Origin of the sequence: Geotalea uraniireducens, assembly GCF_027943965.1 — a bacterium.
GTDB classification, from domain to species: Bacteria; Desulfobacterota; Desulfuromonadia; order Geobacterales; family Geobacteraceae; genus Geobacter; species Geobacter uraniireducens.
The window spans coordinates 4150087-4175197 of sequence record NZ_AP027151.1; the positions used below are offsets into that span (position 1 = coordinate 4150087).

24 protein-coding genes are annotated in these 25111 nt (G+C 63.4%); 10 read left to right on the forward strand and 14 right to left on the reverse strand.

Annotated features, from left to right (window positions below):
* Positions 1-15 precede the first annotated feature (15 nt).
* The gene (locus QMN23_RS19430; RefSeq protein ID WP_282000992.1) at positions 16-612 is read right to left on the reverse strand and encodes a 50S ribosomal protein L11 methyltransferase; all 597 of its coding nucleotides are present in this window, start codon (positions 610-612) and stop codon (positions 16-18) included.
* A gap of 172 nt (positions 613-784) precedes the next feature.
* Here QMN23_RS19430 and QMN23_RS19435 point away from each other — a divergent pair, with 172 nt between their 5' ends.
* The 3 genes from QMN23_RS19435 to ppk1 are packed head-to-tail and all read left to right on the forward strand — an operon-like array spanning position 785 to position 5350.
* Positions 785-2194: a phosphoglucomutase/phosphomannomutase family protein gene (locus tag QMN23_RS19435; protein WP_282000994.1), complete on the forward strand. Its 1410-nt coding sequence runs from the start codon at positions 785-787 to the stop codon at positions 2192-2194.
* Positions 2195-2230: 36 nt separating this feature from the next.
* The gene (corA, locus tag QMN23_RS19440; RefSeq protein ID WP_282000995.1) at positions 2231-3184 is read left to right on the forward strand and encodes a magnesium/cobalt transporter CorA; all 954 of its coding nucleotides are present in this window, start codon (positions 2231-2233) and stop codon (positions 3182-3184) included.
* A gap of 3 nt (positions 3185-3187) precedes the next feature.
* Complete coding sequence (ppk1, locus tag QMN23_RS19445) at positions 3188-5350, forward strand: polyphosphate kinase 1 (RefSeq protein WP_282000996.1); 2163 nt, start codon at positions 3188-3190, stop codon at positions 5348-5350.
* A gap of 24 nt (positions 5351-5374) precedes the next feature.
* On the opposite strand, the gene QMN23_RS19450 is transcribed toward ppk1, so the two are convergent.
* Positions 5375-6013 carry a LexA family protein gene (locus QMN23_RS19450; RefSeq protein ID WP_282000997.1) on the reverse strand — a complete coding sequence of 213 codons (639 nt, stop codon included), beginning with the start codon at positions 6011-6013 and terminating at the stop codon, positions 5375-5377.
* 212 nt (positions 6014-6225) lie between these two features.
* Between QMN23_RS19450 and QMN23_RS19455 the strand changes: the two genes are divergently transcribed.
* Positions 6226-6582, forward strand: coding sequence for a hypothetical protein (locus QMN23_RS19455; protein WP_282000998.1), 357 nt, complete (start codon positions 6226-6228; stop codon positions 6580-6582).
* A 70-nt stretch (positions 6583-6652) separates the two neighbouring features.
* Here QMN23_RS19455 and QMN23_RS19460 read toward each other — a convergent pair whose 3' ends face one another.
* The 4 genes from QMN23_RS19460 to QMN23_RS19475 all read right to left on the reverse strand — a co-directional run bounded on the left by QMN23_RS19460 (position 6653) and on the right by QMN23_RS19475 (position 10995).
* On the reverse strand, positions 6653-7879 hold the full coding sequence (locus QMN23_RS19460) for a c-type heme family protein (protein WP_282000999.1): 1227 nt from the start codon (positions 7877-7879) through the stop codon (positions 6653-6655).
* A gap of 87 nt (positions 7880-7966) precedes the next feature.
* Positions 7967-9928, reverse strand: a complete 1962-nt coding sequence (locus tag QMN23_RS19465; protein ID WP_282001000.1) for a hypothetical protein — start codon at positions 9926-9928, stop codon at positions 7967-7969.
* Between the two features lie 13 nt (positions 9929-9941).
* The gene (locus QMN23_RS19470; protein ID WP_282001001.1) at positions 9942-10760 is read right to left on the reverse strand and encodes an AAA family ATPase; all 819 of its coding nucleotides are present in this window, start codon (positions 10758-10760) and stop codon (positions 9942-9944) included.
* A gap of 46 nt (positions 10761-10806) precedes the next feature.
* Positions 10807-10995 (reverse strand): hypothetical protein, encoded by a 189-nt coding sequence (locus QMN23_RS19475; RefSeq protein WP_282001002.1) that lies wholly within the window; start codon positions 10993-10995, stop codon positions 10807-10809.
* A gap of 104 nt (positions 10996-11099) precedes the next feature.
* Here QMN23_RS19475 and QMN23_RS19480 point away from each other — a divergent pair, with 104 nt between their 5' ends.
* On the forward strand, positions 11100-11999 hold the full coding sequence (locus QMN23_RS19480; RefSeq protein ID WP_282001003.1) for a protoglobin domain-containing protein: 900 nt from the start codon (positions 11100-11102) through the stop codon (positions 11997-11999).
* Here QMN23_RS19480 and hemH read toward each other — a convergent pair.
* Both hemH and QMN23_RS19490 read right to left on the reverse strand, forming a co-directional pair.
* Positions 11996-12976, reverse strand: coding sequence for a ferrochelatase (gene hemH, locus QMN23_RS19485; RefSeq protein WP_282001004.1), 981 nt, complete (start codon positions 12974-12976; stop codon positions 11996-11998). The two genes, QMN23_RS19480 and hemH, sit on opposite strands and share 4 nt — an antisense overlap.
* A complete protein-coding gene (locus QMN23_RS19490; protein ID WP_282001005.1) occupies positions 12976-13926 on the reverse strand; it encodes an aldo/keto reductase in 951 nt (316 codons plus the stop codon). The genes hemH and QMN23_RS19490 overlap by 1 nt, the downstream gene beginning before the upstream one ends.
* A gap of 195 nt (positions 13927-14121) precedes the next feature.
* Between QMN23_RS19490 and QMN23_RS19495 the strand changes: the two genes are divergently transcribed.
* From QMN23_RS19495 to QMN23_RS19505, 3 genes are read left to right on the forward strand one after another with little or no spacing between them, the layout of a single operon-like run.
* The gene (locus tag QMN23_RS19495) at positions 14122-16065 is read left to right on the forward strand and encodes an ATP-binding protein (protein WP_282001006.1); all 1944 of its coding nucleotides are present in this window, start codon (positions 14122-14124) and stop codon (positions 16063-16065) included.
* Positions 16062-16454, forward strand: a complete 393-nt coding sequence (locus tag QMN23_RS19500) for a response regulator (protein ID WP_282001007.1) — start codon at positions 16062-16064, stop codon at positions 16452-16454. Before QMN23_RS19495 ends, QMN23_RS19500 begins: the two co-directional genes overlap by 4 nt.
* Positions 16447-17040, forward strand: a complete 594-nt coding sequence (locus QMN23_RS19505) for a CheB methylesterase domain-containing protein (RefSeq protein WP_282001008.1) — start codon at positions 16447-16449, stop codon at positions 17038-17040. The genes QMN23_RS19500 and QMN23_RS19505 overlap by 8 nt, the downstream gene beginning before the upstream one ends.
* Positions 17041-17094: 54 nt before the next feature.
* Here QMN23_RS19505 and QMN23_RS19510 read toward each other — a convergent pair whose 3' ends face one another.
* Complete coding sequence (locus QMN23_RS19510) at positions 17095-17298, reverse strand: SlyX family protein (RefSeq protein ID WP_282001009.1); 204 nt, start codon at positions 17296-17298, stop codon at positions 17095-17097.
* A 163-nt stretch (positions 17299-17461) separates the two neighbouring features.
* Here QMN23_RS19510 and QMN23_RS19515 point away from each other — a divergent pair, with 163 nt between their 5' ends.
* Positions 17462-18766: an HD-GYP domain-containing protein gene (locus tag QMN23_RS19515; RefSeq protein ID WP_282001010.1), complete on the forward strand. Its 1305-nt coding sequence runs from the start codon at positions 17462-17464 to the stop codon at positions 18764-18766.
* A 113-nt stretch (positions 18767-18879) separates the two neighbouring features.
* On the forward strand, positions 18880-20154 hold the full coding sequence (locus tag QMN23_RS19520; protein ID WP_282001011.1) for a thioredoxin family protein: 1275 nt from the start codon (positions 18880-18882) through the stop codon (positions 20152-20154).
* On the opposite strand, the gene QMN23_RS19525 is transcribed toward QMN23_RS19520, so the two are convergent.
* The 5 genes from QMN23_RS19525 to QMN23_RS19545 form a co-directional block, all read right to left on the reverse strand.
* On the reverse strand, positions 20144-20956 hold the full coding sequence (locus QMN23_RS19525; RefSeq protein WP_282001012.1) for an alpha/beta hydrolase: 813 nt from the start codon (positions 20954-20956) through the stop codon (positions 20144-20146). The genes QMN23_RS19520 and QMN23_RS19525 overlap by 11 nt on opposite strands.
* Positions 20957-21079: 123 nt before the next feature.
* Positions 21080-22102 (reverse strand): uroporphyrinogen decarboxylase, encoded by a 1023-nt coding sequence (gene hemE, locus QMN23_RS19530; RefSeq protein WP_282001013.1) that lies wholly within the window; start codon positions 22100-22102, stop codon positions 21080-21082.
* A gap of 140 nt (positions 22103-22242) precedes the next feature.
* The gene (locus tag QMN23_RS19535) at positions 22243-23313 is read right to left on the reverse strand and encodes a radical SAM/SPASM domain-containing protein (protein ID WP_282001014.1); all 1071 of its coding nucleotides are present in this window, start codon (positions 23311-23313) and stop codon (positions 22243-22245) included.
* Positions 23314-23395: 82 nt separating this feature from the next.
* Positions 23396-24151, reverse strand: coding sequence for an ABC transporter permease (locus tag QMN23_RS19540; protein WP_282001015.1), 756 nt, complete (start codon positions 24149-24151; stop codon positions 23396-23398).
* A 30-nt stretch (positions 24152-24181) separates the two neighbouring features.
* Positions 24182-25108: an ABC transporter ATP-binding protein gene (locus QMN23_RS19545; protein ID WP_282001016.1), complete on the reverse strand. Its 927-nt coding sequence runs from the start codon at positions 25106-25108 to the stop codon at positions 24182-24184.
* Between the last annotated feature and the right edge of the window lie 3 nt (positions 25109-25111).

The window sequence follows — 25111 nt, forward strand, 5'->3', positions numbered from 1 at the left end:
AAAATCGCCGTCAGGTCAACCCTTGCGCAGCACCAGGGTGACAAAATCTTCCATGATCCGCAGGTTGAGCTGCTCGCACCCCAGGGCGCCGAAGCGGCGCTGGATGTCGAACTTGTCCTGGAGAGGGATGCCGGAAAGGAGCAGAATGCCGCCGGGACGGACCGCCTGGACCATTTCGGGGGCCAGCGCGAGGTGAATCTCCGCGTAGATGTTGGCCAGCAGCAGGTCGAACTGCCGGCCGGCAACACAGGCCAGCTCGCCGCAGACGGAATGGATCCGTTCTTCCAGGCCGTTCAGCCGGATGTTGGCGGCGCAGGAAACGGCCGCCCGCCAGTCGATGTCCACCGCCGCCACCGTCGCCGCGCCGAGCCGGACGGCGGCAATGGCCAGGATGCCGGTGCCACTGCCGAGGTCGAGGGCGTGCATCCCGGCAAGGTCGGGGATCTGCGCCAGTTCCTCCAGACAGCTGGCGGTCGTTTCATGCTCGCCGGAGCCAAAGGCGCCCTTTTTCCCCATGATCAGCGGCAGCTCCGGACCGCCCGGTGGCGGGGCATCTTCCGGCACGATAATGAACCGGCCGACGGTGAAGGGGGTGAAAATGCGTCCGCACATGGTATACAGGTACTCCAGAGAGTGGATTTAGGCGCCACCATATCCCATTTCCCCAGCGAATGAAAGTAAACAAATGGTTGACTTTTATGGCCGCTTCCCCGGAAAATCGGTCGGCACTCGGCCGTTTTCGCGCGGCGACGTGCCAAGTGGCTCACCCGACAAGGAGGTTTTCGTGCAGATCAAGTTCGGCACCGACGGCTGGCGCGGCGTTATCGCCCGCGATTTTACCTTTGACAATCTCTCCATGGTGGCCCAGGCCACCATGGATTACCTGCAGCGGGAGGAGCTGGCTTCCCGCGGCCTCGTCGTCGGCTACGACCGGCGCTTCCTGTCGCGGGAGTTCGCCGAGCGGGTGGTGGAAATCGCCGCCGGCAACGGCATCCGGGTCTGGCTGACCGACGGCTACGCCCCGACGCCGGCGGTCTCCTGGGCGGTCCGCGAATTCGGCGCCGGTGCCGGGGTAATGATCACTGCCAGCCACAATCCTCCCGCCTACAACGGGTTCAAGGTCAAGGAGGCTTTTGGCGGCTCGGCCCGGCCGGCAACCACCAGTCAGCTGGAAGAACTGGTGGCGGCGAATCAGGCGACGGGCCGCCCGGTGGTGGCAATACCGTTCGCCGCGGCAACCGCCGCCGGCACCGTGGCGCTGTTCGACGCCAAGGCCGGCTACTTTCGGCAACTCGGCCACTATGTGGACCTGGAGCTGATCCGCGCTGCCCGGATTCCGGTGGCGGTCGATCCGATGTACGGCGCCGGCGCCGGCTTCTTCGGCGAACTTCTCCCCGGCATCCATGAAATCCACGGTGCGGAGAACCCGGCCTTCGGCGGCCAGCCGCCGGAACCGACCGAGGAACACCTGACCGAACTGGCGGCCCTGGTCGGCAGCGGCAGCTACCGGGTGGGACTGGCCCTGGACGGCGATGCCGACCGGATCGGCGCCGTCGACGAGCGGGGGGAGTTCTTTTCTTCCCACCGCATCTTCACCGTGCTGCTCCGGCATCTCTACGAACGGAAGGGGCTGCGGGGCGGAGTGGTCAAGACCGTCTCCACCACCCGGATGATCGACCTTCTCGCCGACAAATACGGCGTACCGCTCCACGAAACGCCGATCGGCTTCAAGCATATCTGCGAGCTGATGCTCGACCACGACATCCTGATGGGAGGCGAAGAGTCGGGGGGGCTCGGCGTCAAGGGGCACATACCCGAGCGGGACGGCATCCTGATGGGGCTCTTGCTCCTTGAGGCGATGGCGATGACCGGCAAGGGGCTCCGCCAACTGCTCGACGAGACGATGGCCGAAATCGGCACATTTTACTACCAGCGGCTCGACCTGCCGATCGCCAACGGCCCGAAGGAGCAGCTGGTGCAACGCCTCCGGGGCGGCGGCCTCACCACCATCGCCGGCCGGCCGGTGGCGCGGGAGAATTTCCGCGACGGTTTCAAATTCATCTTCGGCGACGGCTCCTGGCTGCTGATCCGCCCCTCGGGGACCGAGCCGGTGCTCCGGCTCTACAGTGAGGCAGGCGATCCGGCAACGGTCGGCGAGCTCCTGGCAGCGGGGCGCGAAATCGCCGGCCTTTAACGCCGGGCCGCCCACCCACCCCGGAAAGGAGACCGCATGATCAAAGCCTTTGTCCGGAATGAAGAAACCTTCCGCCCCCTAGTCGTCGAGCCGCCCCAACTAGCGACCCTGGCGGCGGAAGAGCTCGTCTGGCTCGACCTGCTCTCGCCGACATCGGCGGAATGCAGCGCCGTCGAAGAGGCGTTCGGCCTTGGCCTGCCGACCCGTCAGGAATCGGAGGAGATCGAGTTCAGCTCCCGCTATTGGGAAGATGAGGGTGGGATTACCATCAACTCATACTTCCTGGTAAAGCAGGCCGACGGGCTGGCCAACGAGACGGTTTCGTTCGTCCTGAAGGGACAGGTGATCGTGACGATCCGCTTTGCCGAGCTGCGGCTCTTTACCGAGTTCTCCCGCAAGCTTCGCCTCAACCCGCGGGTTTTTCACGACGGCGCCGACATCCTGAGCGGCATGCTGGCAATGCGGGTCGACATGGATGCCGATATCCTCGAGGCGCTCTCCAAGGAGATCGTCAGCATCGGTCGCCGGGATCTCAAATCTTTTGCCGACCCGGGAACCTTCCTCGAATACCTCACCGATTATGAGGACTTCAACATCACCATCCGCGACAATCTGACCGACAAACAGCGGGTCCTCTCGTCACTGCTGAAAAGCACGACCATCTCGGAAGGGCAGAAGAAGGAGTTCAGCATGATGATCAAGGACGTGAACTCCCTGATCATTTCAGCCAATTTCAACTTCGACCGGCTCGATTACCTGCAGAACCTTTTTCTCAATTATCTCGGGGTCGAACAGAACAAGGTAATCAAGATTTTTACCGTCATGTCGGTGATCTTCCTGCCGCCAACCCTGATCGCCAGCATCTACGGGATGAATTTCCGCCATCTTCCCGAACTGGAGCTCTCTTACGGCTACCCCTTGGCCCTTGTGCTGATCGTCGTCTCGGCGGTCCTGCCGCTTTACGTTTTCAAAAAGAAAGGATGGCTGTAACCGATGCCCTCTCCGCGCCCGCACACCGATCCGGAAGCAACGGCTCCTCCCCCCCCGCTGGCTCCGGACCTGTTCCTCAACCGGGAGCTCACCTGGCTTGAATTCAACCGCCGGGTCCTCCACGAGGCGACCGACAGCCGGACGCCGCTCCTCGAACGGCTCAAGTTCATTGCCATCGTCAGCGCCAACCTGGACGAATTCTTCATGAAGCGGATCGGCGGTCTGAAGCAGCAGGTCGGCGCCGGCCTGCAATACCTGACGGTGGATGGCCGCACCCCGCGGCAGCAGATCGACGAGTGCTCGGCGGTGGTCCGGGAACTGGAAGGGGCCAAGCTGCAGCTATTGGACAACCTGCTGGCGCTGCTGCGCCGGGAGGGGATCGAGCTGCTCACCTACGCCGACCTGACCGCCCGGGAGCGGAAGCAGCTGCGCGATTTCTACTTCCGGAACATCTATCCGCTGGTCACCCCCCAGTCGATCGATCCGGCCCACCCGTTCCCATTCATTTCCAACCTGTCGCTCAATCTGCTGGTCACCCTCCGCTACCCGAAGGAGGCGGAACGGTCGCTGGCCCGGGTAAAGATCCCAGTCGGCACCGGAATGCCGCGCTTCATCCGGATCGGCAGCAGCTCGCGCTTCATCCCGCTCGAAGAGCTGATCCGCCACAACCTCGACATGCTCTTCCCGGAGATGGAAGTGGTTTCTTGCGCGCTGTTCCGGGTGACCCGCAACGCCAACACCGAGCGGAACGAGGAGCAGGCCGACGACCTGCTGGCGATGATCGAATCGGAGCTGCAGGACCGGCGCTTTGCGCCGATTGTCCGCCTGGAGGTAGCGGCAGGGATGGAGGTGGTACACCGCGGGATGCTCGCCGCCGAGTTGGCGCTGGACGAAGCCGCCGACGTCTACGAGGCGACCGGGATGCTCGCCCAGCGCGATCTCTTTGAAATTGCCGCCCTCGAGTACCCGGCGCTCCGCGATCCCCCCCACCACCCGGTGGATCACCCCCGTTTCCTGACCGAGCGGAACATCTTCCATGTCATCCGCGACGCCGGCTCGCTCCTCCTCCAGCACCCCTACGAATCGTTCGCCACCACCGTCGAGCGGTTTCTCCTCGAAGCGTCGGCCGATCCCAAGGTTCGGGCGATCAAGATGACCCTCTACCGGACCTCCAGCGAGAGCAGGATCATCGACTGCCTGGTCAATGCGGCAAGCAACGGCAAGCAGGTGGCGGTGGTGGTCGAGCTGAAGGCCCGTTTCGACGAAGCGGCCAATATCCGGCTCGCCGAGCGGATGGAGGAGGCGGGGATCCATGTCACCTACGGGGTGGTCGGGCTGAAGACCCACTGCAAGGTGATCCTGGTGGTTCGTCAGGATTACGACGGCCTGCGGCGCTACGTTCATATCGGCACCGGCAACTACCACCCAGGGACCGCCCGGATCTACGCCGACCTGGGGCTGTTGACCAGCGACGACGACTTCGGCCGCGACGCCACCGAGCTGTTCAACTACCTGACCACCGGCTATACGCCGAAGCGCCACTACGCCAAGCTCCTGCCGGCCCCCAAGCACCTCAAGCGGGCGCTGCTGGCGAAAATCGACCGGGAGGCGGCCCTCCATTCGGAGAAGAGCCCCGGCCTGATTCAGTTCAAGATGAACGCCCTGGAAGACGCGGAGATCGTCGCCGCGCTCTATCGGGCCGCCCAACGCGGGGTACGGATCGAGCTGATCGTTCGGGACAGCTGCCGGCTCCGGCCGGGGGTACCGGGACTCTCGGAGACGGTGCGGGTGGTGAGCATCGTCGGCCGCTTTCTGGAACACTCCCGGGTTTACTACTTCCGCAACGGCGGCGCCGAGGAGTATTTCATCAGCTCCGCCGATGCGATGAAGCGGAACCTGGAATATCGGGTGGAGGTGATGGCGCCGGTGGAGGCGCCGGAGTTGTGCCGGGAGCTGCGGACGATCCTCGATCTCCATCTCCGCGACCGGCGCAATGCCTGGGAGATGCAGTCGGACGGCAGTTACCGGCAGCTGGCCCCTGCCGCCGGCGAGGAAGGGGCGGGGAGCCACGATCAGTTGATCGCCCTGGCGGAAAAACGGCTCAAAGCGGGTGCCCGGCTGAAGAAAAAGAAAACCCGCGGCCCGGTCGGCCGCAACCTCCGCTGACCGGTACCCCGCCGGCGGGGAGCTTCAGAGCTTCACTTTGCGCCAGACCTGGACGACCGTCCCCAGAATCCGCGTTTCAGGATCGGGCCGGAACGGGGTATAGGCAGCGTTGTCGGGCGACAGGTAGACCTCGCCTTCTTTCACCCGGTAGCGGCGGAGAATCGCTTCGCCCCACCGATTGGTGACCAGAACGATAACGCCATGCCCCAGCTCACCGTGCGGCCGGAAGATCACCAGGTCCCCGTCGTGGATGGTCGGCGCCATGAAATCACCGTAGCAGACCAAGGCATAACATCCCGGCGGCACGTCCGGCAGCGCAACCACCTCTTGGATCGCCTCCGGCGGGATCGCGGTCGGGAAATCGGCCGGGACAGCCTTCAATAACGGGGTGCCGCCGGTAGGCGCCCCACCCGCCCGCTCCGGCAAGCGGACCATCTCCCCCCGGCCGGTTGTCAGCCACTCCTTATTTATTCCGTAGTAATGGCACAAGGCGATCAACAAGGTATCTGACGGACTTTTTTTCCCCCGCTCGATACTACTGAGGAAGCCTTGCACAATGCCGAGCGAATCGGAAAACTCCTTCTGTGTCAATCCCTTGGCCTGCCGAAGCGCCTTGATCCGCCGCCCGATACCTGTCGCCACCATTGATATTTCTGAATGCATAAAATATCGCTCTGTGTATTTTTATATTGACTAAATATCTCTAAAGAGAAATAATATTACTGTGAACTTTAGATCATCGTGCCATACCGTTCGAAAAATTGCTGATTTGCAGATTAACACGCTTTCGACGTGGCACTCAAGTAAAATTACCAAGAAATATTTCCACAGAGTTCCGGGAGAGACGCCGCGCAGGGCCGCCTGAGAAAGGAAGCATGGGAACCATGACCGAGCGGTTGTTCGAAATTTCCCGCGAGTTGCAGGATGATCGACAGGGTGGGGCGCTACTGGAGGAACTTTTTGACGCCTGCTTCGACCAGGCACTGGCAATGTGGCAGTGGCTGCCGAAAGGAATGGAAGCCGACCCGAAGCCAATGCGGCGGCTGATGGATGCCCTGGCGCGGGTCAACACTTACCTGGCCGACACCAGGGGGGCGGCCGATGCCGTCTTCGCCGGGAACAGCGACGAGCTGGCGGCATGGGCCGAAGAGGTGACCCTGGACGTGCTGGAAAAGCGGCCTGAGCACGCCGCCCTCGCCGGGAGATCCCGCGCCGTCGGCCCCTCGAGTTAGTTGTGATTCAATGCAATGTCCCCCGCTCCGGACGGGCTGGTCGCTAACGGCCAGCCATTTTTTTATCCGCTCAGCCGGAGCGCTTGCCCGACAGCTCCCGGAGAATGGCGGTAAAGAGCGGATTGTCATCCGATTTCGACATCGACAATGCCATCTCCACTTCGGCTACCTCTCCCCGGATATCATGCACCCGGTGGAGCGTCGCCGTACCAACCATCCCACCGCTCCCCCGCCGCAGGAACTCGGCAACCGCCGCCTGGACCGTTTCGCCGTCCTCGATGAAATTGTAGATCGAAGCGCCGAGCAGCTCCCCTTTCGGCAGACCGAAGAGCCTTTCCGCCTTCTGGTTGGTGATAACCAGCTTGCCATCGGCCAGAAAGGTGACAATGGCCGACTGGGCCATCTCCAGGACGTTCTGGTAACGATCCTCCGATTCGGTCCGTTGCTTGGTCTTGCGATCCAGCTCCGCCATCAGTTCGTTGAACGCGTCGACCAGTTCACCGATTTCATCGCCGGAACGCTTGGGAATCCGGTCGGAAAAGCTGCCGGTGGCCGCAACGCGGGTGATCGAAGCCGCTACCGACCGGACCGGATCGATGATGAACCGATGGATCAAGGCGCTCATCACCAGGAGGATCAGCAGGAAGAGACCGCTGATGTAGGCAAGATCGCGCTTCAGGTTGACGCCGATCTGCCGGTAGAGGTCGGCCATCGGAATGGAAACCGACACGGCGCCGATCACTTCGCCGACCCGGTAATTGTAGGAAGGATGTCCCTTGGGGAAACGGACCTGGACAAACCGCGGCGCATCCTCGTAACGCCCGTGACAGCGCAGGCAGGACTGCTGCGCCTCCATCGGCAGCATATAGCGGAACATCCGCCGCCCCCCCTCGTTCACTACGCCGTAAGTTTCTTTCGCGCCGCCGTGGGCAAAGCTTTCCAGCTCTTTCGTTTCAAAAGGATCGGGACGATTGTCCGGGTTGCGGTAGCGGAGCGACACCTGGCGGACATAGAACTTGCTGCCCTCGGTGATCCGCTTGGCAATCTGGGTGGCAACCACCTGCGGCACCAGGTTGTAGTTGGTCTCCGGTTCGTTGCGGACCACGCTCGACATGTAATCGCGGGCCTGGATGATCTGTCGGGCCAAGATCCGGGCGTTGTCCGCCGCATCCCTGAGCACCAGCCCCTGCTGGCGGAGATAGTCGTCGACGGCGTTGGTAGCGAGCAAAATGGCGAAGAAAACGGTAAGGATCAGGGAAAACTTGCCGTTGATTTTCATGGAGCCGAACCAGGACATGCGGGCCTCCGGCGGATAAATTCCTGTCAAGTATACCCGGCGAAACGGCGGAAGCAACCGGAAATTCGGGGGAAATCCCGCTGCTGCCTACCAGATGTAATCGGCGGCGATCTCCCGCTTGCCGTGACCGTGGAGAATATGAAAGACCCGGAGTTGTTTCAGCTTGGGGGGGGAGAGGGAGCCGAGCGGCAGATAGACGATCTGCTTGCCGAGTCGGGCCGCCAGCAGGCGGAAGGCGCTCCGCGGCGGCCGGGCCGCGACATAGACGACATGCTTCTCCACCGAGTAGTCGAGGGCGGCGAGAAGCAGTACCTCGGCCTTGCTCCGGGCGAAGGCGTAGTCCGGGTCGTGCCAGACGTCCATCATCCGCCGCGGTGGGTAGCAGAGGAGAAAGCCGCCGTACTCGCAACGGCAGATGCCGGGGCCGACCACGTTGTCGGGCGGTGGCGTCGCGTAAAAGGCCATGTCCGATTCCTGGTCATGCTCGCCGAGCCAGGTCATCCGGTAGGGAAATTTGACGTTGTTCCGGTCGTCGTCGAAGATCACCACCACCCCGCCGACCCCCCCCTTGGCCCGCTGCTGCTCGCGGACGTAGATCCGCCCGTCGGCGAGGTTGCGCAGGGTCTCGCGCAGGTCGATGCCGTCGAGGAGCGAGGCGGTGAACGGCTCGGTCCGGGAGAGCTCCTCCGAGAGCTGCAGCGCACCCTTCTGTTTGAGAAACCGGCCATACTCCTCGATCACCACGTCTTCGGGCGGATAGGAGCAGACTGCCGGGTCGTCGAAACCTTCCAGCCATTCGCCGGGACGCTTCTCCCGCTTCCGCTTGAGAAAGCCGAGCGGCGAAAGTCCCTTGTGCCGCTTTTCGCGGGGGCGGAAACGGATGCGCCGGGCGCCCCCCCACAACTCCTCGGGGGAGATGGTAATGGTGGGAAGATCGGCGGCCACCTGCTGCCATGGGTAACAGGTGGCGAGTCGCCAGAAGGCGTAAGCGAAATTGTCGTCGAGGCAGCCGCGGGCGGCGGCCAGCAGCTGGAAGAGATCGGGGAGGAGCATCCCGTTGACCAGGGCATAGTTGCGGGCGAAGCGGAAAAAGGCTCGTTTTTGCCAGAGATGGACCGGCTCGCCGGTTTCCTGCCGGTAGTGGCGGGCGGCCTCCTGGAAGAGCCGGAGGATACAACGCTGCCGGTCGGGAAACTCCCCCTCGCGGCCGACGTGGCGGGCGCTCCGTTCGATGGCCCGCCGCAGCACCTCCGCTTCGGGTACCTCCCGTTTCCCGCCGGCAACCAGCTCGAAGGCGCTAAACCGCTTGCGCAGACCGGCACTGTCGTCGGCCGGCTCGGCGGGGAGCGGCCCGCGCCGCAGCTCGTAGACCGCCGACAGGAAAGGGAACTCGCCGAGAACTTCGCGGCACGAATCGGGATGGAGGTTGCAAAGGGTCACCCCGCTGCGCCGCAACCGCTCCAGCGGTGCCGCCTGGGGCAGGCCATACTCCGCCTTCACCCGCTCCAGATGGTACATCCCGCAAAGAAAGAGAATCCGGCCGTATTCTTTCGCCAGCTGCTGGAGCCGGAACGCCATCCCCCGCTCCCGCCGCCGGTCCTCGGGGCCGGGCGGGACAGCAGCCGCCTGCCGGTACTCCGCATAGTAGGGAGCAAGGCCGAGCCGCTGGACGGCATAGGGATCGGGGAGCGCCTCGTCATGGCGGGGATAGGAATCGGTATCGACATCGACGCACCGGAGCGGTATTGCCCGCTCCAGCGCCAGCCGCGCCGCTTCCGCCAGGGGATCGGCCGGCTCGACGAGCAGGTAGACCGTCTCTCCCCGGCCGGCCCGGGCCGCGGTCTCGTAATGGAGCACCGAAATCTCGGGAAGGCGGCGCACTCCCCGGAGAAAGGGCGCTTCAAGGGTTGGCGGCAGTTCCAGGGCGATGCAGTCGGGCTTGACGTGCTCCACCGCTTGCCGAACCAGTTGGGCGAACTCCAGCCGGTAATGGAGGATCGGCAGGGCGTGGACCGGACCGAAAGTTTCCAGGTGAAGGCGGTGGGGCATGGGAAGACCGTCGCTAGTGGAGATACCGCAGCGCTTCGTCGCCGAGCACCCGCTCGACGGCCAGCGGAAGAAGTGCCGCCGTCTTCTGGCCGGTGGCGGCGGTCATCTTCAGGGCGTAACGGGCAATATTAATCCCGTCGCGGACCGAGTAGAGCTCGTCGGCGGCGTGGGCCCGCTGGAGGAAGTCGACCACGTACTGGAGAATCTGCGGCGGAGCGAAGGGGAGGTTTTCCCGGAGGATCAAGAGTTCCTCGTCGGCTTCGGGAAAGTCGATGAAGATCTGGGGCTGGAGCCGTGAATGGATATACTCGGGAATCTCGAAGGTCGAAGCGTCTTCGTTCATGGTGACGACGATCCGGAAATCCCGGTGGGCCGGGACCCGCAGCCCGGTGATGATCGACTCCACGTAACGCCGGTCGTCGAGAAGCGGCGCCAGCGACGCCCAGGCCTTCTCGCTCATCCGGTTCCCCTCGTCGAGGATCAGCACTCCCCCCTTGAGCATCGCCGCGACCAGCGACGAGGCGGCATACTGGATTTTGCCGTCGGGGCCGATCACCGGCGTGATGATCAGATCTTCGGGCCGGGTATCCATGGTCGCCTGGAAGAGATAGACCGGCCGGCCGAGCCGCCGGGCGGCGGCGTAGGCAAGGGTGGTCTTGCCGACTCCCGGCTTGCCGATCAGCCGGGGATTGAACGGGAGATCCCGCTCGTCGATCACCATCCAGGCAGCCAAAAGCTGCTGCAGCAGTTCGTCCTGCCCGACCCACTGCAGGGACAGGTCCACCGGCCCGGCCAGGGAAAGGGCTATTCCGTCAATCGTCAGCTGTTCCATCCGCTTCTCCATCCCGACGGGCGGCCGGCCGCTCCGCCAATTGTCCTCAGGTGTTGTATTCGTGCAGGTACATCATCGCCAGCCGGGCCCGGTTTTCCAGGCAGCTCGGGCAGAGTTCGCCGGCATCGCGCCAGACCTCGCCGGCAAGCCATTCCCCGGCTTCGGCGTAGAGCGACCGCACCTCTTCCGGAGTGAACGGTTTCCCGCAGACTGCGCATGTTTTGCTTGCCGACACGGTCTCCTCCGCTGCCCGCTCGTGCGGGCGTGGCGTATACACCGGTTGCGTTCGCCCGGCTTTGCCCTATACTTGGGTAGATCGAAATTTCCAAGGAGTACGCGATGATAACCATGCAGGTCCTCAAGGCCCACTACCTCTTCACCGAAGACGACGCCGAACTGCTCGCCTCGCTCCGGCCACTGGCCGCCGCCAGCAAGGAGCAACTGGCCGATCGTTTTTACGACTACCTGCTCGGCATCCCCGAAACCGCCCAGTTCATCAGGGAGCCGGCGACCCTCGAAAAACTGAAACAGACCCACCAGAACTGGTTTCTCACCCTTTTCGACGGTATTTACGACAACCAGTATCTCCACAACCTGCAGAAGATTGGCTCCGCCCACGTCCGGGTCGGCCTCAACGCCCATTATGTCAACGTCGGCATGAACATCGTCCGACAGTTCGCCCTCAACCTGATCCAGGACAATTTCACCGACCTGACCGAGCGGAAACGGCTGCGCGAGGCGGTGGAGAAGATTCTCGACATCAACCTCGACATCATGACCGCCTCCTACCGGGAGGAGGAGATGCGCAAGGTCTTCGTCTCCCGCCGCCTGGAGAGCAAGCTGATCAAGGCCGCCGAGCGGTTCACCCACGGCCTCAACCTGGTCCTGGTGGTCGCCCTGGTTGGCGTTTCGCTGTCAGTGGTCGGTCTGTTTATCTGGGAACTCCTGCACATCCTCGAAGGAAGTATCGAGCGGGGAATCCTCTCCGCCCTCGGCACCCTGCTGATCCTCTGGATGATGATCGAACTGATGGACAACGAGATCAAGAACCTGAAGGGAGGACGGTTCAACATCCTCGTTTTCATCGGCGTGATCATCGTCGCCCTGATCCGGGAGATTCTCATCTCCACCCTCCGCCACGACGCCCTCGAAACCCAGGTTTTCCTCGCCGGCACCCTGCTGATCCTCGGCATCGTCTACTTCCTGGTCTCCAAGAGCCAGCAGGCTTCCCCGAGTTAGTCTCCCGCCGTCGTCGCCGCCTGGCGCACCAGCTCGGCCAGGCAGGCGATGAAGGTCGGCGAATCGTTGAGCGATGGAGCGCGGAGGAACCGGGCGAAGCCAAGTTTGTGCGCCTCCATCGCATACTGGATGTCGATCTCGTGAAGCGTCTCGATGTGGTCCGAGACGAAAGAGAGGGGAACCACCAGGAGGCTCTTGCAGTCGTGGGCGGCCAGGGTCGCCAGCATCTCCTCGGTCGACGGCTCCAGCCACTTGACCGGCCCGGCCCGGGACTGGAAAGCGAGGTGGTACGGCACCCCGTCGAAGCGCTCCATCACCAGCCGGACGGTTTCTTTAATCTGGTCGAGGTAGGGGTCGCCGGCGTCGATGAACGACTGGGGGAGCGAATGGGCGGAAAAGAGGAGCTCGACCTCGGCCAGGGGATGAAACGCCGCCAGCCCCTCGCGGATCTTTTCCTCCAGGGCGTCGATATAGCCGGGGTGGTTGTAGAAGCGGTCGATGTAGACCACCTCGAACGAGACCCCGGCCGCCCCCAGCACCCGTTTCAGCTCGTTGACGCTCGAACCGGTGGTAGCCCGGGAGTAGTGAGGATAGAGGGAGAGGGCAATGATCCGGGAGATCCCCTCCCGCTTGATGGCGGCCAGGGCATCGATGGTCGACGGCTTCCAGTAGCGCATCGCCACGAAGCAGCGGTACCCGTCGCCGAGGAGCGTTTCCAGCGCCTGCGCCTGCGCCTCGGTCAGCTCGCGCAGCGGCGATTTGCCGCCGATTTCCTCGTAATTCCGCTCCGCCTTGCGCGATCGCCGCTTGGCGATCAGCCGGGCGATCAGCGGCTGGAGAAACGCCGGACCGATCTTGATGATGTCCCGGTCGGAAAAGAGATTGACGAGAAACGGCTCGACGGCGTCGAGCGAATCGGGTCCCCCCATCTGCAGCAGGAGGACGGCAGTCTTGTCGGACTTCGCTCCCCCGCTCATCACACCACCCGGATGATGAACTGCGGGCAGGCGGCGGCACAGTAACCGCAGAGGATGCAGAGCGATTCGTCGAGCGTCGCTTTGCCGTCGACGACCGACAGCGCCTTACTGGCGCATCCCTCGGCGCAATTGCCGCAGCCGGTGCAGAACTGGTCCATGATCCGCAGCCGGCGCCGGCGGCGCTCCAGCTCCTGCCAGGTTTCTTCCTCGCTCCGCCCTTCCTCGAAGAGGAGGATGTTGGCCTCGACCTCGGCCGGGGAAAGCATCCCGATCGCCACCCCGTGCACCCCGGCCAGCCCCATCACGTAACCGATGCTCGCCCGCGCTTCGGAGATCAGGTTCCCCCCCGCCAACGCCTTCATCGCGTAGACCCCGGTCCCGGCAGCCGCACAGGCGGCGATCGCCGCCGCCATTTCCGCCGCCGAGCCGTCGAGAATCCCCATCCCGGTGCGGTTGATCAGCGGGTGGACCACCTCGATCTCGGGATGGTCGGCCGCTTTGCGGATCGCGCTGATGTAGTGGGAGGAAAGCCCGACATGACCGATCTTCCCCTCGTCCTTCAACCGCAGCAGCTCCTCGAACACCGCCGCCCGTTCGGTGAACGGATCGGCAATCCGGGCACCATGCAGATGAACGATGTCGAGCCGTTCCCGTCCCAGCTCCCGCAGCCCCCGCTCCACGTGAGCACGGGCAGTCGCCGCGTCGGCGGCATGGGTCTTGGTGGCGATGGTCACCTCACCCCGCCAGCCGGCCAGGCCCTCCCGGACATGGGGGTAGGTATCGTACATCGTCGCAGTATCGAGCATGGTGATTCCCCGTTCGAAGGCATGGCGAATCAATTGCCCCCCTTCGGCGGGTGAAAGTCCCGCCTGTAACGGCCCCAGGGGAAGTGTGCCGTAAATCAGCGGGAAAATGCTGATGCCGGTTCTGCCGAGCGTAATCCTTTTCATGACGGGCTCCCTGACTGAACTATTCCGGTATCCATTATCTACCATACCTTTCCCCCGATAATCCAGTCTTCATCGGTCAGCCTTTTCGGTCGATTCCGCTCAAGCAGCCGCCGGCGGCACCGATAAGCAGTAGAAGATGTTTCCGCTTTTTCGCCGCCGGCGGCAAGGACCGGGCCACGCCCGGATAGTGTAAGCATGCGAGATGGATTTATACGAAATAGTGCCCTGGGCGCACTGGCCGCGCTGCTCGTTGTCGGGCTGTCGATCTTTCTCCATCGGGATTTCCGCGATCTCGACCTGCTGGTCAACGGCCGGATCGCCGAAAAAAAGGCCATCTTCGAGCAACTGACCCGGCTGCGGACGGAGCCGCTGGCCAAGGCGGTGGCCGATTACACGCTCTGGGACGACATGGTTCGCTACGTCCGGCACCCCTCCGAGCAGTGGGTCAGGAACGAGGTCGACGTCAGCCTCGAAACCTTCAACTTTAACGGGCTGTGGCTCTACCGCGCCGACGGCACGCTGCTCCATGCCCTGTTCAAGGAGAAGCCGGGCCAGCCACATCGGGAGACGCTCCTTCTCCCCATTCAATCAGTGCGGACCGTTTTCGCCGGCGGCAACCCGTTCCCGCGGTTTTTCATCAGGACCGACCGGGGAGTGATGGAAATCTTTGGCGCCGGCATCTTTGGCATGAACGACCCCCAGCGCCGGGGCCAACCGGCCGGTTACCTGCTGGCCGGCACCCTCTGGGACCGGCGGCAGCTGGCAGAGCTTGGCCGGCTCACCGGCTGTTCCCTCACCCTTGATGAGCCGACGACCACCGACGGCTCCGCCGCCGCGCCCCGCCGCAAGGACCGGCTGACGTTTTTCCGGCCGCTCCCCGGTTTCGACGGCAAACCGGTCGGTCAGCTGCAGGTCAGCGCCGACCTGCCCGACGTCCAGCACCTGCTCCGGAACAGCACTGCCAATGCCATCATGGAAGGGCTGCTGATTGCCGGCTTGCTGACGATGGTCATTTTCGCCCTCATCTCCCGCCAGCGTCTGCACAAGGCCAATCGCAGCCGCGACCTGGCGCAACGGCTCGCCCAGGCGGGCAGCTGGGAACGGGACCCCGCCAGCGGGGTCTGCAGCTGGTCGGCGAACCAGTTCCGGATCTTCGGCCTTGCCAAAGCCGGCACCATTCCCTCGCTGGAGGCCTTCTACCGGCTGGTTCATCCGGAGGACCTGGAGCGGGTCAGGGAGACCATCGAGCGTGCCACCCGGGAGCGAACCGGCTACGAAGTCACTTTCCGACTGATCCGCCCCGACGGCGAGCTCCGCTGGATGACCAGCAAGGGAGAAATGTACTCCTTCGATGGTTTGTCCTGGAAGATCGTTGGCAGTACCCAGGACGTCACCGAGTTCACCATGATCGAGAACCGGCTGGCGACCATCGTCAAGCAGAAGGATATGTTCATCAGCCGATTGGGTCACGACCTGAAGACCCCGCTGACGCCACTCACCCTGCTGCTGCCGCTGATCCGCGAGATGGCCGACGACGGCGAAATCAGGCGCATGGCGGAAATCTGCACCGACAGCGCCCGGCACATGCAGAATATCACCGGCAAGTACCTGAAGCTGGCACGCCTGACAACCGCCGTTTCCCACCACGAGCTGCTGCCGGTGAACCTGACCGCGGCCGCCGCCGGCTCCTGCACCGAGTTTGCCGAAACGGCCGGCCGGCGACGGATCACCCTCGATAACCGAATCTCCGGCGACCTCGACGTCCTTGCCGACCCGGCACAGATCGAAGAGCTGTTTGCCAACCTGCTCGACAACGCCGTCAAGTTTTCCCCGCCGGAGAGCGCCATCGTACTGGAAGCCATCCGGCAGGAGGAGATGATTGTGGTAATGGTTCAGGATCGGGGAATTGGCCTTGAACCCCATCAGACGGAACATATTTTCGACGAATTGTACAAGGCCGACGATTCGCGCCACGAAACCGGCGCCCCGGGACTCGGCCTGTCGATCAGCAAGCGGATCGTCCTCAATCACGGCGGGACGATCCGCGCCGCCAGCCCCGGCAAGGATCAGGGAACGACCATCTCGTTCACTCTGCCGGCAGCCGGCCGAGCACATCCAATGGAGGGAGAACAGCTATGACCGGGAGAGTCATGCTCGTCGACGACGAGCCGTTCATCAGGGAAGCGATCCAAATCTTTTTCCGTTCCCGCGGCATGGAGATCGTCATTGCCGCCAATGCCGAGGAATGCCTCGACCACCTTGAGCGGGGGTTCCGGGGGATCATTCTCATGGACATCATGATGCCGCGGCTGGACGGCTGGGACACCATCCGGGAGATCGTCCAGCGGGGCCTTTTCCCTGGCAATATCATCATCATGCTGACGGCCAAGGATGAACCGGACGAAAAGATGAACGGCCTGCAGGAGTATGTCGCCGATTACGTTGCCAAACCGTGCGCGCCCCAGGAATTGCTCGACACCGTATCCTATTATCTCGGCCTGCTCGAACCCGGAGTCGCCCTTGTTTAACGGTAACATCGTCATCATCGGCGTCTCTACCGGCGGTCCCAAAACCCTGGAAACGATCTTCGCCGGATTGCCGCCCCTCAATGCCGCAGTGATCATCGTGCTGCACATCCCCTCCGGCACCGATCGGACTTTTGCCAGGCGACTCAACAACGTTTCGACGATGCCGGTAACCTTGGCGGAGCACGGCAGCTATCTGCAGACCGGTCATGTCTATCTGGTCCCCGGCGCCATGCATTTGCGGCTGGAGGGGAACAGCCGGCTGATCCTCTTCGCCGGGGACCGGATCAACTTCGTCCGTCCCTCCATCGACGTGGCAATGACCTCGCTCAGCAAGCCGCTGCACGGCAGGATCATCGGCGTGGTCCTCACCGGCATGGGGAAGGACGGCGCCGAAGGAATCCGCCACATCAAGAGCATCGGCGGCACCACCATCGCCCAGGACCAGGACACGTCGGCCATTTACGGCATGCCGAAAGCCGCCCTGCAAACCGGGGCGGTCGACTTCGTTCTCCCCTGCCAGACAATCGGCTCCAAGCTCCACACTCTGTTAGATCATTCTAAAGATCGCACCGCAGCTGCCGACTAGTATCTATAGGTAGTTGATCCACCGGCCCCGGACACGAGCGCAGCAAGCAGTCGCTCAGTAGTGAGGCGGCGGTTCATCCTCTTCCGGCCGGCGCACCGGCGATGGCTCGAGTGCCCGGAGGTGGGCCTTGACCGCCTGCAGCTCGCCGCTGAGCCGGTCGATGACCTGTTGCTGGCTAAAAAGCGCCTCGTGCAACTCCTGAACGGTCTGTTCCAGGTGCATGCAATGAATTTCCAGATCGGTAAGCCGGTCGTTCATCCGTTCTCCTTCCGTTTTGCCGGTGCCACCGCCGCACATGTCCCGCGGGATCGGCCAGTTGAAATAAATGGACAATTTTAGTCCGCTTTGTTAACCTTTGATCTTTTCAGGGATGGGCACCACTCCTGCGGAACGCCGCCCATCCAACCAAGGAGTTGTTGCCATGTTGGCCCGCAAAGCAGTACAGATTCCCCTTTACGACCTGATTTCCTGTCTGTCCGACATCATCGACCTGATCAATCCGGAGTTGGTCAACCACCACCAGAAAGTTGCCTATATTGCCTATCGCCTCGGCACCGAACTGCGCTTTTCCAGCCGCGAGATCAGCGATCTGCTGCTGGCCGGCAAGCTCCACGACATCGGCATTCTCTCCAGCAGCGAGCGAATCAGGTCGATGCAGTTCGAAACGACATCGGCCAACGCCCATGCCGAAATCGGTTACCGGCTCCTCTCCGCCTTTGCCCCGCTGGCCGGAGTGGCGCAGCTGATCCGCCACCATCACGCCAGCTGGGAGGAAGCCCGCAACGACCGGCGGGGAGAAATTCTCCCCGGCAGCCAGCTGCTCCACCTCGCCGACCGGGTTGCCGTCCTGACGGTCCACTGTAACGGCAACCTGCTCAGCCACAGCCGGACGATTCTCGAAACAATTACCGCCCAGCGGGGAACCATGTTCATGCCGGAAGCGGTGACCGCCCTGGAACGGCTGGCGGAAAAGGAATTCTTCTGGCTCGACCTCTGCTCGTCCGGGGTCGGAAATCTGCTGCGCCGGCGAGTCGCCCAGGAAAGCATCATCGTCAATCTGGCCAGCCTGCTTGATCTGGCGCGGATCTTTTCCCGGATCATCGACTTCCGCAGCCGCTTCACCGCGACCCATTCCAGCGGCGTGGCGGCCAGCGCCGAAGCGCTCGCCCGGTTGATCGGCTTTTCGGAACACGAGTGCACGATGATGAAGATCGCCGGTTTTCTCCACGACCTGGGAAAACTGGCGGTCCCGACCGAAATCCTGGAAAAGCCGGCGCCCCTCTCCTCGTCGGAGCGGGACCTGATCCGCTGCCATACCTTCCACACCTTCCGCACTCTGGAGAATATCCACGATTTCGCCCTGATCAACGCCTGGGCATCGTTTCACCACGAATGCCTCGATGGCAGCGGCTACCCGTTCCATCTGACCAGGGACGAGCTCTCCCTCGGTTCCCGGATCATGGCGGTGGCCGACGTCTTCACCGCCATCACCGAAGACCGCCCCTACCGCCGCGGAATGACGAACGAGCAGGCGCTCGCCACCATCGGCGAGATGGTGGAGCGCCAGGCGCTCGATCCACTGGTGGTGGATGTCCTGCGGGCCAACTTCACGATGATCAACGCCGTCCGAATGGAGGCCCAGGCGGCCTCGATCCGGGAATACAGCGAGCTGCAGCAGTTCATTGCCGAACCGGCTGTCCGGCAGCCGGTCCCGGCGCTCGGCTAGCTTTTTCCTTTCTGCCGATGGCCTTTCCCGCGGGGCCCGTTACACTTATAGGCGGACGGCTCCGCCCGTGTCACTGGGCAAAACACCGCCGCCCCGACGGGAGGTTGCCGGCCATGCGGCCTTTTCCGGTTTCCCGCCGCCCGCTGCGGCGTTTCATGCTGCCCCTTATCGCCCTGGCGCTCTGCCTCGCCGGCATCGCCCGGGCGACCGCTCCGCCGCGCCCCGTGACGCTTCATTTCTTCTGGGAACAGGGGTGCCCGGTCTGCGCCAAAGCCGCCCCGTTCATCGCCGGCCTGCAACAGCGCTACCCAAACCTGCGGATCATCCGTTACGAGGTGGTCGAGCATCCGGAAAATCTTGATCTGCTGGTCGCCATGGCCAAAGCCCGCGGCCAGGAGCTGCAAGGGGTGCCGACCGTCTTCGTCGGCCGGGCCATGTTCGTCGGTTTCTCGGCGGAGATCGGCCGGGCGATCGAGGAACGGGTCCGGCGCTGTCTGAGTGCCGGCTGCACCGATAGCGGCGACGGCACCCTGGTCACCGCCGGCGATGCGTCCGCCATCGACCTGCCGCTGGTCGGCCGGGTCGATGGCGGTTCGCTTTCGCTGCCGCTCTTCACCCTGATGATCGCCGGGCTGGACAGCCTCAATCCCTGCTCGATCTTCGTCCTCTTTTTCCTGCTCAGCCTGCTCATCCACGCCCATTCCCGCTTTCGCCTGGCCGTGGTCGGCGGCACGTTCGTCTTCTGCTCCGCCCTGATCTACTTCCTGTTCATGGCCGCCTGGCTCAACTTCTTTCTCTTCGTCGGCCGCAACCCGCTCGTTACGGGAGCGGCCGGCACGGTCGCCCTCCTGATCGCCGCCCTCAACATCAAGGACTTTTTCCTTTTCGGCCACAGCATTTCTCTGTCGATCCCGGCCACGGCCAAGCCGCGGCTCTTCGAGCGGATGCGGAGAATCATGCAGAGCGGCTCGCTGCCGGCAATGCTGGCGGCAACCTGCCTCCTCGCCATCGCGGCCAATTCCTACGGACTGCTTTGTACCGCCGGTTTTCCGATGATCTTCATCCGCGTTCTCACCCTCCATCCGTTACCGGCCACCAGCAACCTGTTTTACCTCCTCCTCTACAACCTCGTGCATGTGATCCCGCTGACAGCGATCGTCGCATTTTTCGCCGCCACCCTCGAAAGCCGCAAGCTCAGTGAGCGGGAAGGGCGCCGGCTGAAACTGAGCTCCGGCATCATGATGCTCTGCCTCGGCCTGATCCTCCTCATTCGGCCGGTGCTGCTGAACAGCGCCGGCACGGCGCTCTCCATCCTCGCCGCCGCCCTGGGCGGCTCCTGGCTGCTCGTCCATCTGGCCGAGAAACGGGCAGGCGGCGTCAGCGAATAATACCGGCCGTCACCAGGAAACCGCTGACTGCCCGGCGGATCGCCGCAGCCGCGACGGGCCAATCGTTGTGGCCGCAAGAGAGGGCGACCAACCGGCCGTGGGGAACAGCCGCCGCCAGGTCCCGTCCTTCGGCGAACGGCACGATATCGTCGTCCCGACCATGGAGGACGAGCACGGGTCCCTCGTAACCGCGCAATGCCGCCCGGTTGTCGTAACGGTCCCGCAGCAGCAGGGCAGGAAGGAGCATCCGCCGGGCGAAGGGGCGGAGGGAAGTGAAAGGGGACTGCAGGACAACCGCGGCCAGAGGCCGCTGCCGGGCGAGGGCCGCCGCGGCACCGCCGCCGAGGGAGCGCCCGAAGGCGACGATCCGCCGGGGATCGACATCATCGCGGGCGGCAAGCAGGTCGAACGCCGCCACAGCCGCGGCGGTAATGCTCGTTTCGGAGGGGCTGCCCGACGACCGGCCATAGCCCGGATATTCGACAAGGAGCACCTGCATGCCGAGGTTGCGCAGCCAGGCGAACTCGGCGGGGAGGAAGTCGATCACCTCGCCGTTGCCGTGAAAGAACAGCACCGCCGGCCGCCGACCGGTTCCCGCAGTCGTTGCCGGCAGCAGCCACGCCTCCGAGCGGCCGAAAGCGGTCCGGAGCGGAAACGAAGCCACCCCGGCCGGCGGGGCCGGGGAGACCCGGATGGTCCGGCCGGGATAGATGACGGCACGCTGGCCGAAGAACCAGAGCCCGGCATAGCCGAGATAGATGACGGCGAGCATGGCCGCAAGTCGGGAGACAGTGACGGTCATGGTTCAAATTGTACCCGCAGGCGTTCCCGCCAGGGAGAAAAAAGTTCGCCGCCCAGCCGGCCCCGAACGAAGAAAGGCGGCCTTTCGACCGCCTTTCGGATCATTCTGTTCCGGCGTTCCCGCTTACCGTTGCGACAGCCGGTGGACGCATTCGACCATGTGGATGGCGTTCTCCGGCGGCACCGTCGGGAGGATGCCATGCCCCAGGTTGAAGATGTGGCCGGGGCGACCGGCGTTCTCGTCCAGCACCCGCTGCACCTCGGCCTCGATCACCTCTTTCGGCGCGTAGAGGACCGTCGGGTCGAGGTTCCCCTGGACCGCCATGCCGGGGCCGAGGATATCCCGGGCCTTGCCGAGATTGGTATGCCAGTCGAGCCCCATCACATCGCCCCCCGCCTGAGCGACGATCTCCAGCATCGTTCCCGCTCCCTTGACGAAGTGGATGACCGGGACGTTCTGGCGGTTCAGGCCGTTGATCAGTTTGGTGGTATAGGGGAGGACGAAGCGAGCGTAGTCGGTCGGGGAGAGGACCCCACCCCAGGTATCGAAGATCTGGATCGCCTGGGCCCCGGCCCGGATCTGGGCATTCAGGTACTCCATGTCCATCATCGTCACCTTCTCCATCAGCGCCGCATAGACCTCGGGCGCGGCGTACATCATCCGCTTGATGTTTGCCCAGTCCTTGGAGCCTTTCCCCTCGACCATATAGCAGGCAAGCGTGAACGGCGCCCCGCCGAAGCCGATCAGCGGCACCTTGCCGGCCAGTTCGCGGCGGAGGATCTTGACGGCCTCAAGGACGTAGGGAACATCCTCCTCCGGATTGGGAATGCGCAGGGCGTCGACATCGGCCATGGTCCGGATCGGATGTTCGAAAACCGGCCCGGGAACGAAATCCAGCTTCATTCCCATCGGCTCCACCGGGGTAAGGATATCGGAGAAGAGGATCGCCGCATCGACGCCGAGGATGTCGACTGGCTGGATGGTCACTTCGGCCGCCAGGTCGGGCGTTTTGCAGAGTTCGAGGAAGGTGCACTTGGAGCGCACGGCCATATATTCCGGCAGGTAGCGCCCCGCCTGGCGCATCAGCCAGACCGGCGTCCGGTCGACCGGCTTGCCCCAGCAGGCGTCGAGAAAACGAGTATTCATTAAAAACCCTCCTCAGACAAATTGTTTTTGTTGGATTTTGATTGAAAAAATCAGGAACGTGAGAGTTGCGTTAGCTTGGTGCACCCGCAGAAGGAGAGCTTCGAGGACGGCGCCAAGATAGCGTACATATCGCGTTCCACCTACGCCTTCTTCTGGATCCGGATCGGGACGTAGTTGCAGAACGGCTCTTCCGCCATGTAGTCGCCGTAAACCGCATCGGCCCTGGCCCGGCAGCCGCCGCAGACATTGAGGAACTCGCACTCGCCGCATTTCCCCTTGTAGGCCTTGAAGTTGCGCAGGTCCTTGAAGATCGCCGAATTCTCCCAGATCTCGCGGAAGGGGGTCTCCTTGACGTTGCCGGCGGTGCGGTGGAAGTAGGAGCAGGGTTTAACGTTGCCGAAGCAGTCGATCAGGCAGATGCTCTGGGCGGCGATACACCCCTTGCCGCCGCCGGTGGAAAAGGTCAGCGAACGGCGCTCGAACTTGACCCCCTCGGCCTTGGCCTTCTGCGGCACCATCCGGTAATAGTGGGGGGCGCAGGTGGGACGCATCAGGATCTGGTCTTCCAGCTTTTCCTGCTGGTAGTGCCACTCGAGGATCTCCTCGTAATCCTCCTTGGAGATCAGTTCGTTCATGATCTCTTCGCCACGGCCGGTCGGAACGATCATGAACATGTACCAGGCGGTGGCGCCGAGGCTCTTGGCCAGTTTGAAGGTGGCGGCAATGTCGTGCTGGTTCCGCTTGGTGAACGAGGAGTTGATCAGGAACTTCTGGCCATGCTTGCGGAAATGGGCTGCCGCGCGGACGACGCCATCGAAAGCACCGGGGCACTGGCGGAAATCGTCGTGGATGGCGGCGGTGGAGCCGTCAAGCGACAGCGACACCATCTTGATGTCGGCCTTTTTCATCCGCTCGCAGACCTGGTCGTCGACCAGGGCGCCGTTAGTGGCCATGCACATCCGCAGCCCCAGCGAAGTACCGTATTCGGCCAGCTCGAAAATATCCTTGCGCATCAGCGGCTCGCCGCCGGACAGGACGACCACCGGTTTCGAGAACTCGGCGATCTCCTGAAGGAGCTTTTTCCCTTCCTCGGTGGTGAAATCTCCCTCGGATGAGGTCAGGTCGGACGAACAGCGGCAGTGGACACACTTCAGATTGCATTTCTGGGTGGTTTCCCAGGCAATCCACTTGGGAATGAATTCTTCGGCCATAGAATCTCCATTGATGGGCTATCTGAAAATCCTACTATGAAAAGCGTCGGCAGCACAAGAAGTTTCACCGGCCGGACGACCGTCACTCCTCGATCTTGCGGTTGAAGACGACCACCGCCACGGCGAAGGCGATGACCGCCGTACCGGCCAGTAGCACCAGGTAGGCGAGGTCGACGGTGCCGGCCAACAGCGCCCGCCGCGCCCCCTCGAAGAGGGCGGTAGTCGGCAGCGCCATCACGTAGGGGCGAGCCGCCGCCGGATAGGAGGAGACGGGGAAGAAGATGCCGGACATGAAGATCAGTGGCATGATGATCACCGCCTGTACCTTGCCGATGGTTTCCGGCTTGTCGAGAACCGTGCCGCAGACGGTGCCGAGGCAGGAGAAAATCATCGAGCCGAAGACGATGAAGGTGAGGTAGGCAGCCAGGTAACCGATCTTGAATGGGAACGAGGTGAGGAGGAAGATGACCACCGCCACCGTCAGACCCTTCAGGGCGCCCTGGGTAAAGCCGGAGATGATCTTGCCGACGACGATGTCGTAGACGGTAATCGGGGTGACGCGGTACGCCTCGATGGTCCGCTGGACCTTACGGTGGAACCACATGCTCCAGGCGCTCTCGTCGAAAGCGGCAGTCACCGCGGTCATGGTGATCAGCCCCGGGGCCATGAAGACCGGATAGGAAACCCCCTCCACGTTGGCGATGTACCCCCGCAGACCGAAGCCGAAGGCGAGGTAGAAGGTGAGCGGGGAGGCGATCACCGCCAGGAACTCCGAAAAGATGCTGCGGCGGAGCACCAGCATGTCGCGATTCCAGATGGAAAAGGCGCCCTTAAGCATCGGCCCTCCCGTTGGCCGGTCCGCCGGTCCTCATTCCCGCACCTCCCGGCCGGTCAGCTCGATGAATACGTCCTCCAGGCTCGGCTCCCGCAGGCAGAGCTTGCGGATGTCCTCGTTGCCGATGGCGTCCAGAAGCGGCTTGAGATATTCCTCGCCGGTCAGGGCGAGGCGGAAGATGTCGCCGGTCCGTTGCAGTGAGCGGACGAAGGGGAAGGAGCGGAGCAGCGCCTCGTAGCGGTCACTGCCGGCCCGGAACTGCAGCTCGTAGAGATGGGCATGGGCCAGCCGCTCCTTCAGTTCCGCGGCCGTGCCGTCCACCAGGGCGCGGCCGTGGTCCATGATGACGATCCGGTCGCAGAGGGCGTCGGCCTCGTCCATATAGTGGGTGGTGAGAAAGATGGTCATCGAGTCTTTGAGGGATTCGACGTACTCCCAGACCGCCCGCCGCGACTGGGGGTCGAGGCCGGTGGTCGGTTCGTCGAGGAAGAGGACCCGCGGCCGGTGGACCAGCGCCCGGGCCACCACCAGCCGACGCTGCATGCCGCCGGAAAAGGTATCGGGGAAATCGCCCTGCCGGCCGCTCAGCCCGACCAGTTCCAGCAGTTCGTCGATCCGCCGGTTGTAGCCGGCCGGCGCCATGCCGTGGAGACGGGCCTGGAGGACCAGGTTTTCCCGACAGGTCAGGTAGCGGTCCAGGTTATTCTCCTGGGGAACCACGCCGATCAGCCGGCGCACCTGCTTGCCGTCGCGCTGGACATCAAACCCTTCCACCTGGGCACTGCCGGCGGTCGGGCGCATCAGAGTGGTGAGGATCTTGATAATGGTGGTCTTGCCGGCGCCGTTGGGGCCGAGCAGGGCAAAGATGGTGCCGCGCGCCACTTCGAGGGAGAAGGCATCGACCGCCGTCAGGGTGCCGAAGGTCTTGGTAATCGAACGGAGCGACAGGGCGGCCGGCATGAC

Bases quoted from the DNA above. Each gene is read 5' to 3' on its own strand.
- QMN23_RS19450 (WP_282000997.1), bottom strand. From the start codon at position 6,013: ATGCATTCAGAAATATCAATGGTGGCGACAGGTATCGGGCGGCGGATC.
- QMN23_RS19525 (WP_282001012.1), bottom strand. From the start codon at position 20,956: ATGACCGTCACTGTCTCCCGACTTGCGGCCATGCTCGCCGTCATCTAT.
- QMN23_RS19545 (WP_282001016.1), bottom strand. From the start codon at position 25,108: ATGCCGGCCGCCCTGTCGCTCCGTTCGATTACCAAGACCTTCGGCACC.
- QMN23_RS19495 (WP_282001006.1), top strand. From the start codon at position 14,122: ATGCGAGATGGATTTATACGAAATAGTGCCCTGGGCGCACTGGCCGCG.
- QMN23_RS19470 (WP_282001001.1), bottom strand. From the start codon at position 10,760: ATGGAACAGCTGACGATTGACGGAATAGCCCTTTCCCTGGCCGGGCCG.
- corA (WP_282000995.1), top strand. From the start codon at position 2,231: ATGATCAAAGCCTTTGTCCGGAATGAAGAAACCTTCCGCCCCCTAGTC.
- QMN23_RS19510 (WP_282001009.1), bottom strand. From the start codon at position 17,298: ATGAACGACCGGCTTACCGATCTGGAAATTCATTGCATGCACCTGGAA.
- QMN23_RS19460 (WP_282000999.1), bottom strand. From the start codon at position 7,879: ATGTCCTGGTTCGGCTCCATGAAAATCAACGGCAAGTTTTCCCTGATC.
- QMN23_RS19465 (WP_282001000.1), bottom strand. From the start codon at position 9,928: ATGCCCCACCGCCTTCACCTGGAAACTTTCGGTCCGGTCCACGCCCTG.
- QMN23_RS19520 (WP_282001011.1), top strand. From the start codon at position 18,880: ATGCGGCCTTTTCCGGTTTCCCGCCGCCCGCTGCGGCGTTTCATGCTG.
- QMN23_RS19430 (WP_282000992.1), bottom strand. From the start codon at position 612: ATGTGCGGACGCATTTTCACCCCCTTCACCGTCGGCCGGTTCATTATC.
- QMN23_RS19515 (WP_282001010.1), top strand. From the start codon at position 17,462: ATGTTGGCCCGCAAAGCAGTACAGATTCCCCTTTACGACCTGATTTCC.
- hemE (WP_282001013.1), bottom strand. From the start codon at position 22,102: ATGAATACTCGTTTTCTCGACGCCTGCTGGGGCAAGCCGGTCGACCGG.
- QMN23_RS19480 (WP_282001003.1), top strand. From the start codon at position 11,100: ATGATAACCATGCAGGTCCTCAAGGCCCACTACCTCTTCACCGAAGAC.
- QMN23_RS19490 (WP_282001005.1), bottom strand. From the start codon at position 13,926: ATGAAAAGGATTACGCTCGGCAGAACCGGCATCAGCATTTTCCCGCTG.
- QMN23_RS19455 (WP_282000998.1), top strand. From the start codon at position 6,226: ATGGGAACCATGACCGAGCGGTTGTTCGAAATTTCCCGCGAGTTGCAG.
- QMN23_RS19500 (WP_282001007.1), top strand. From the start codon at position 16,062: ATGACCGGGAGAGTCATGCTCGTCGACGACGAGCCGTTCATCAGGGAA.
- hemH (WP_282001004.1), bottom strand. From the start codon at position 12,976: ATGAGCGGGGGAGCGAAGTCCGACAAGACTGCCGTCCTCCTGCTGCAG.
- QMN23_RS19535 (WP_282001014.1), bottom strand. From the start codon at position 23,313: ATGGCCGAAGAATTCATTCCCAAGTGGATTGCCTGGGAAACCACCCAG.
- ppk1 (WP_282000996.1), top strand. From the start codon at position 3,188: ATGCCCTCTCCGCGCCCGCACACCGATCCGGAAGCAACGGCTCCTCCC.
- QMN23_RS19540 (WP_282001015.1), bottom strand. From the start codon at position 24,151: ATGCTTAAGGGCGCCTTTTCCATCTGGAATCGCGACATGCTGGTGCTC.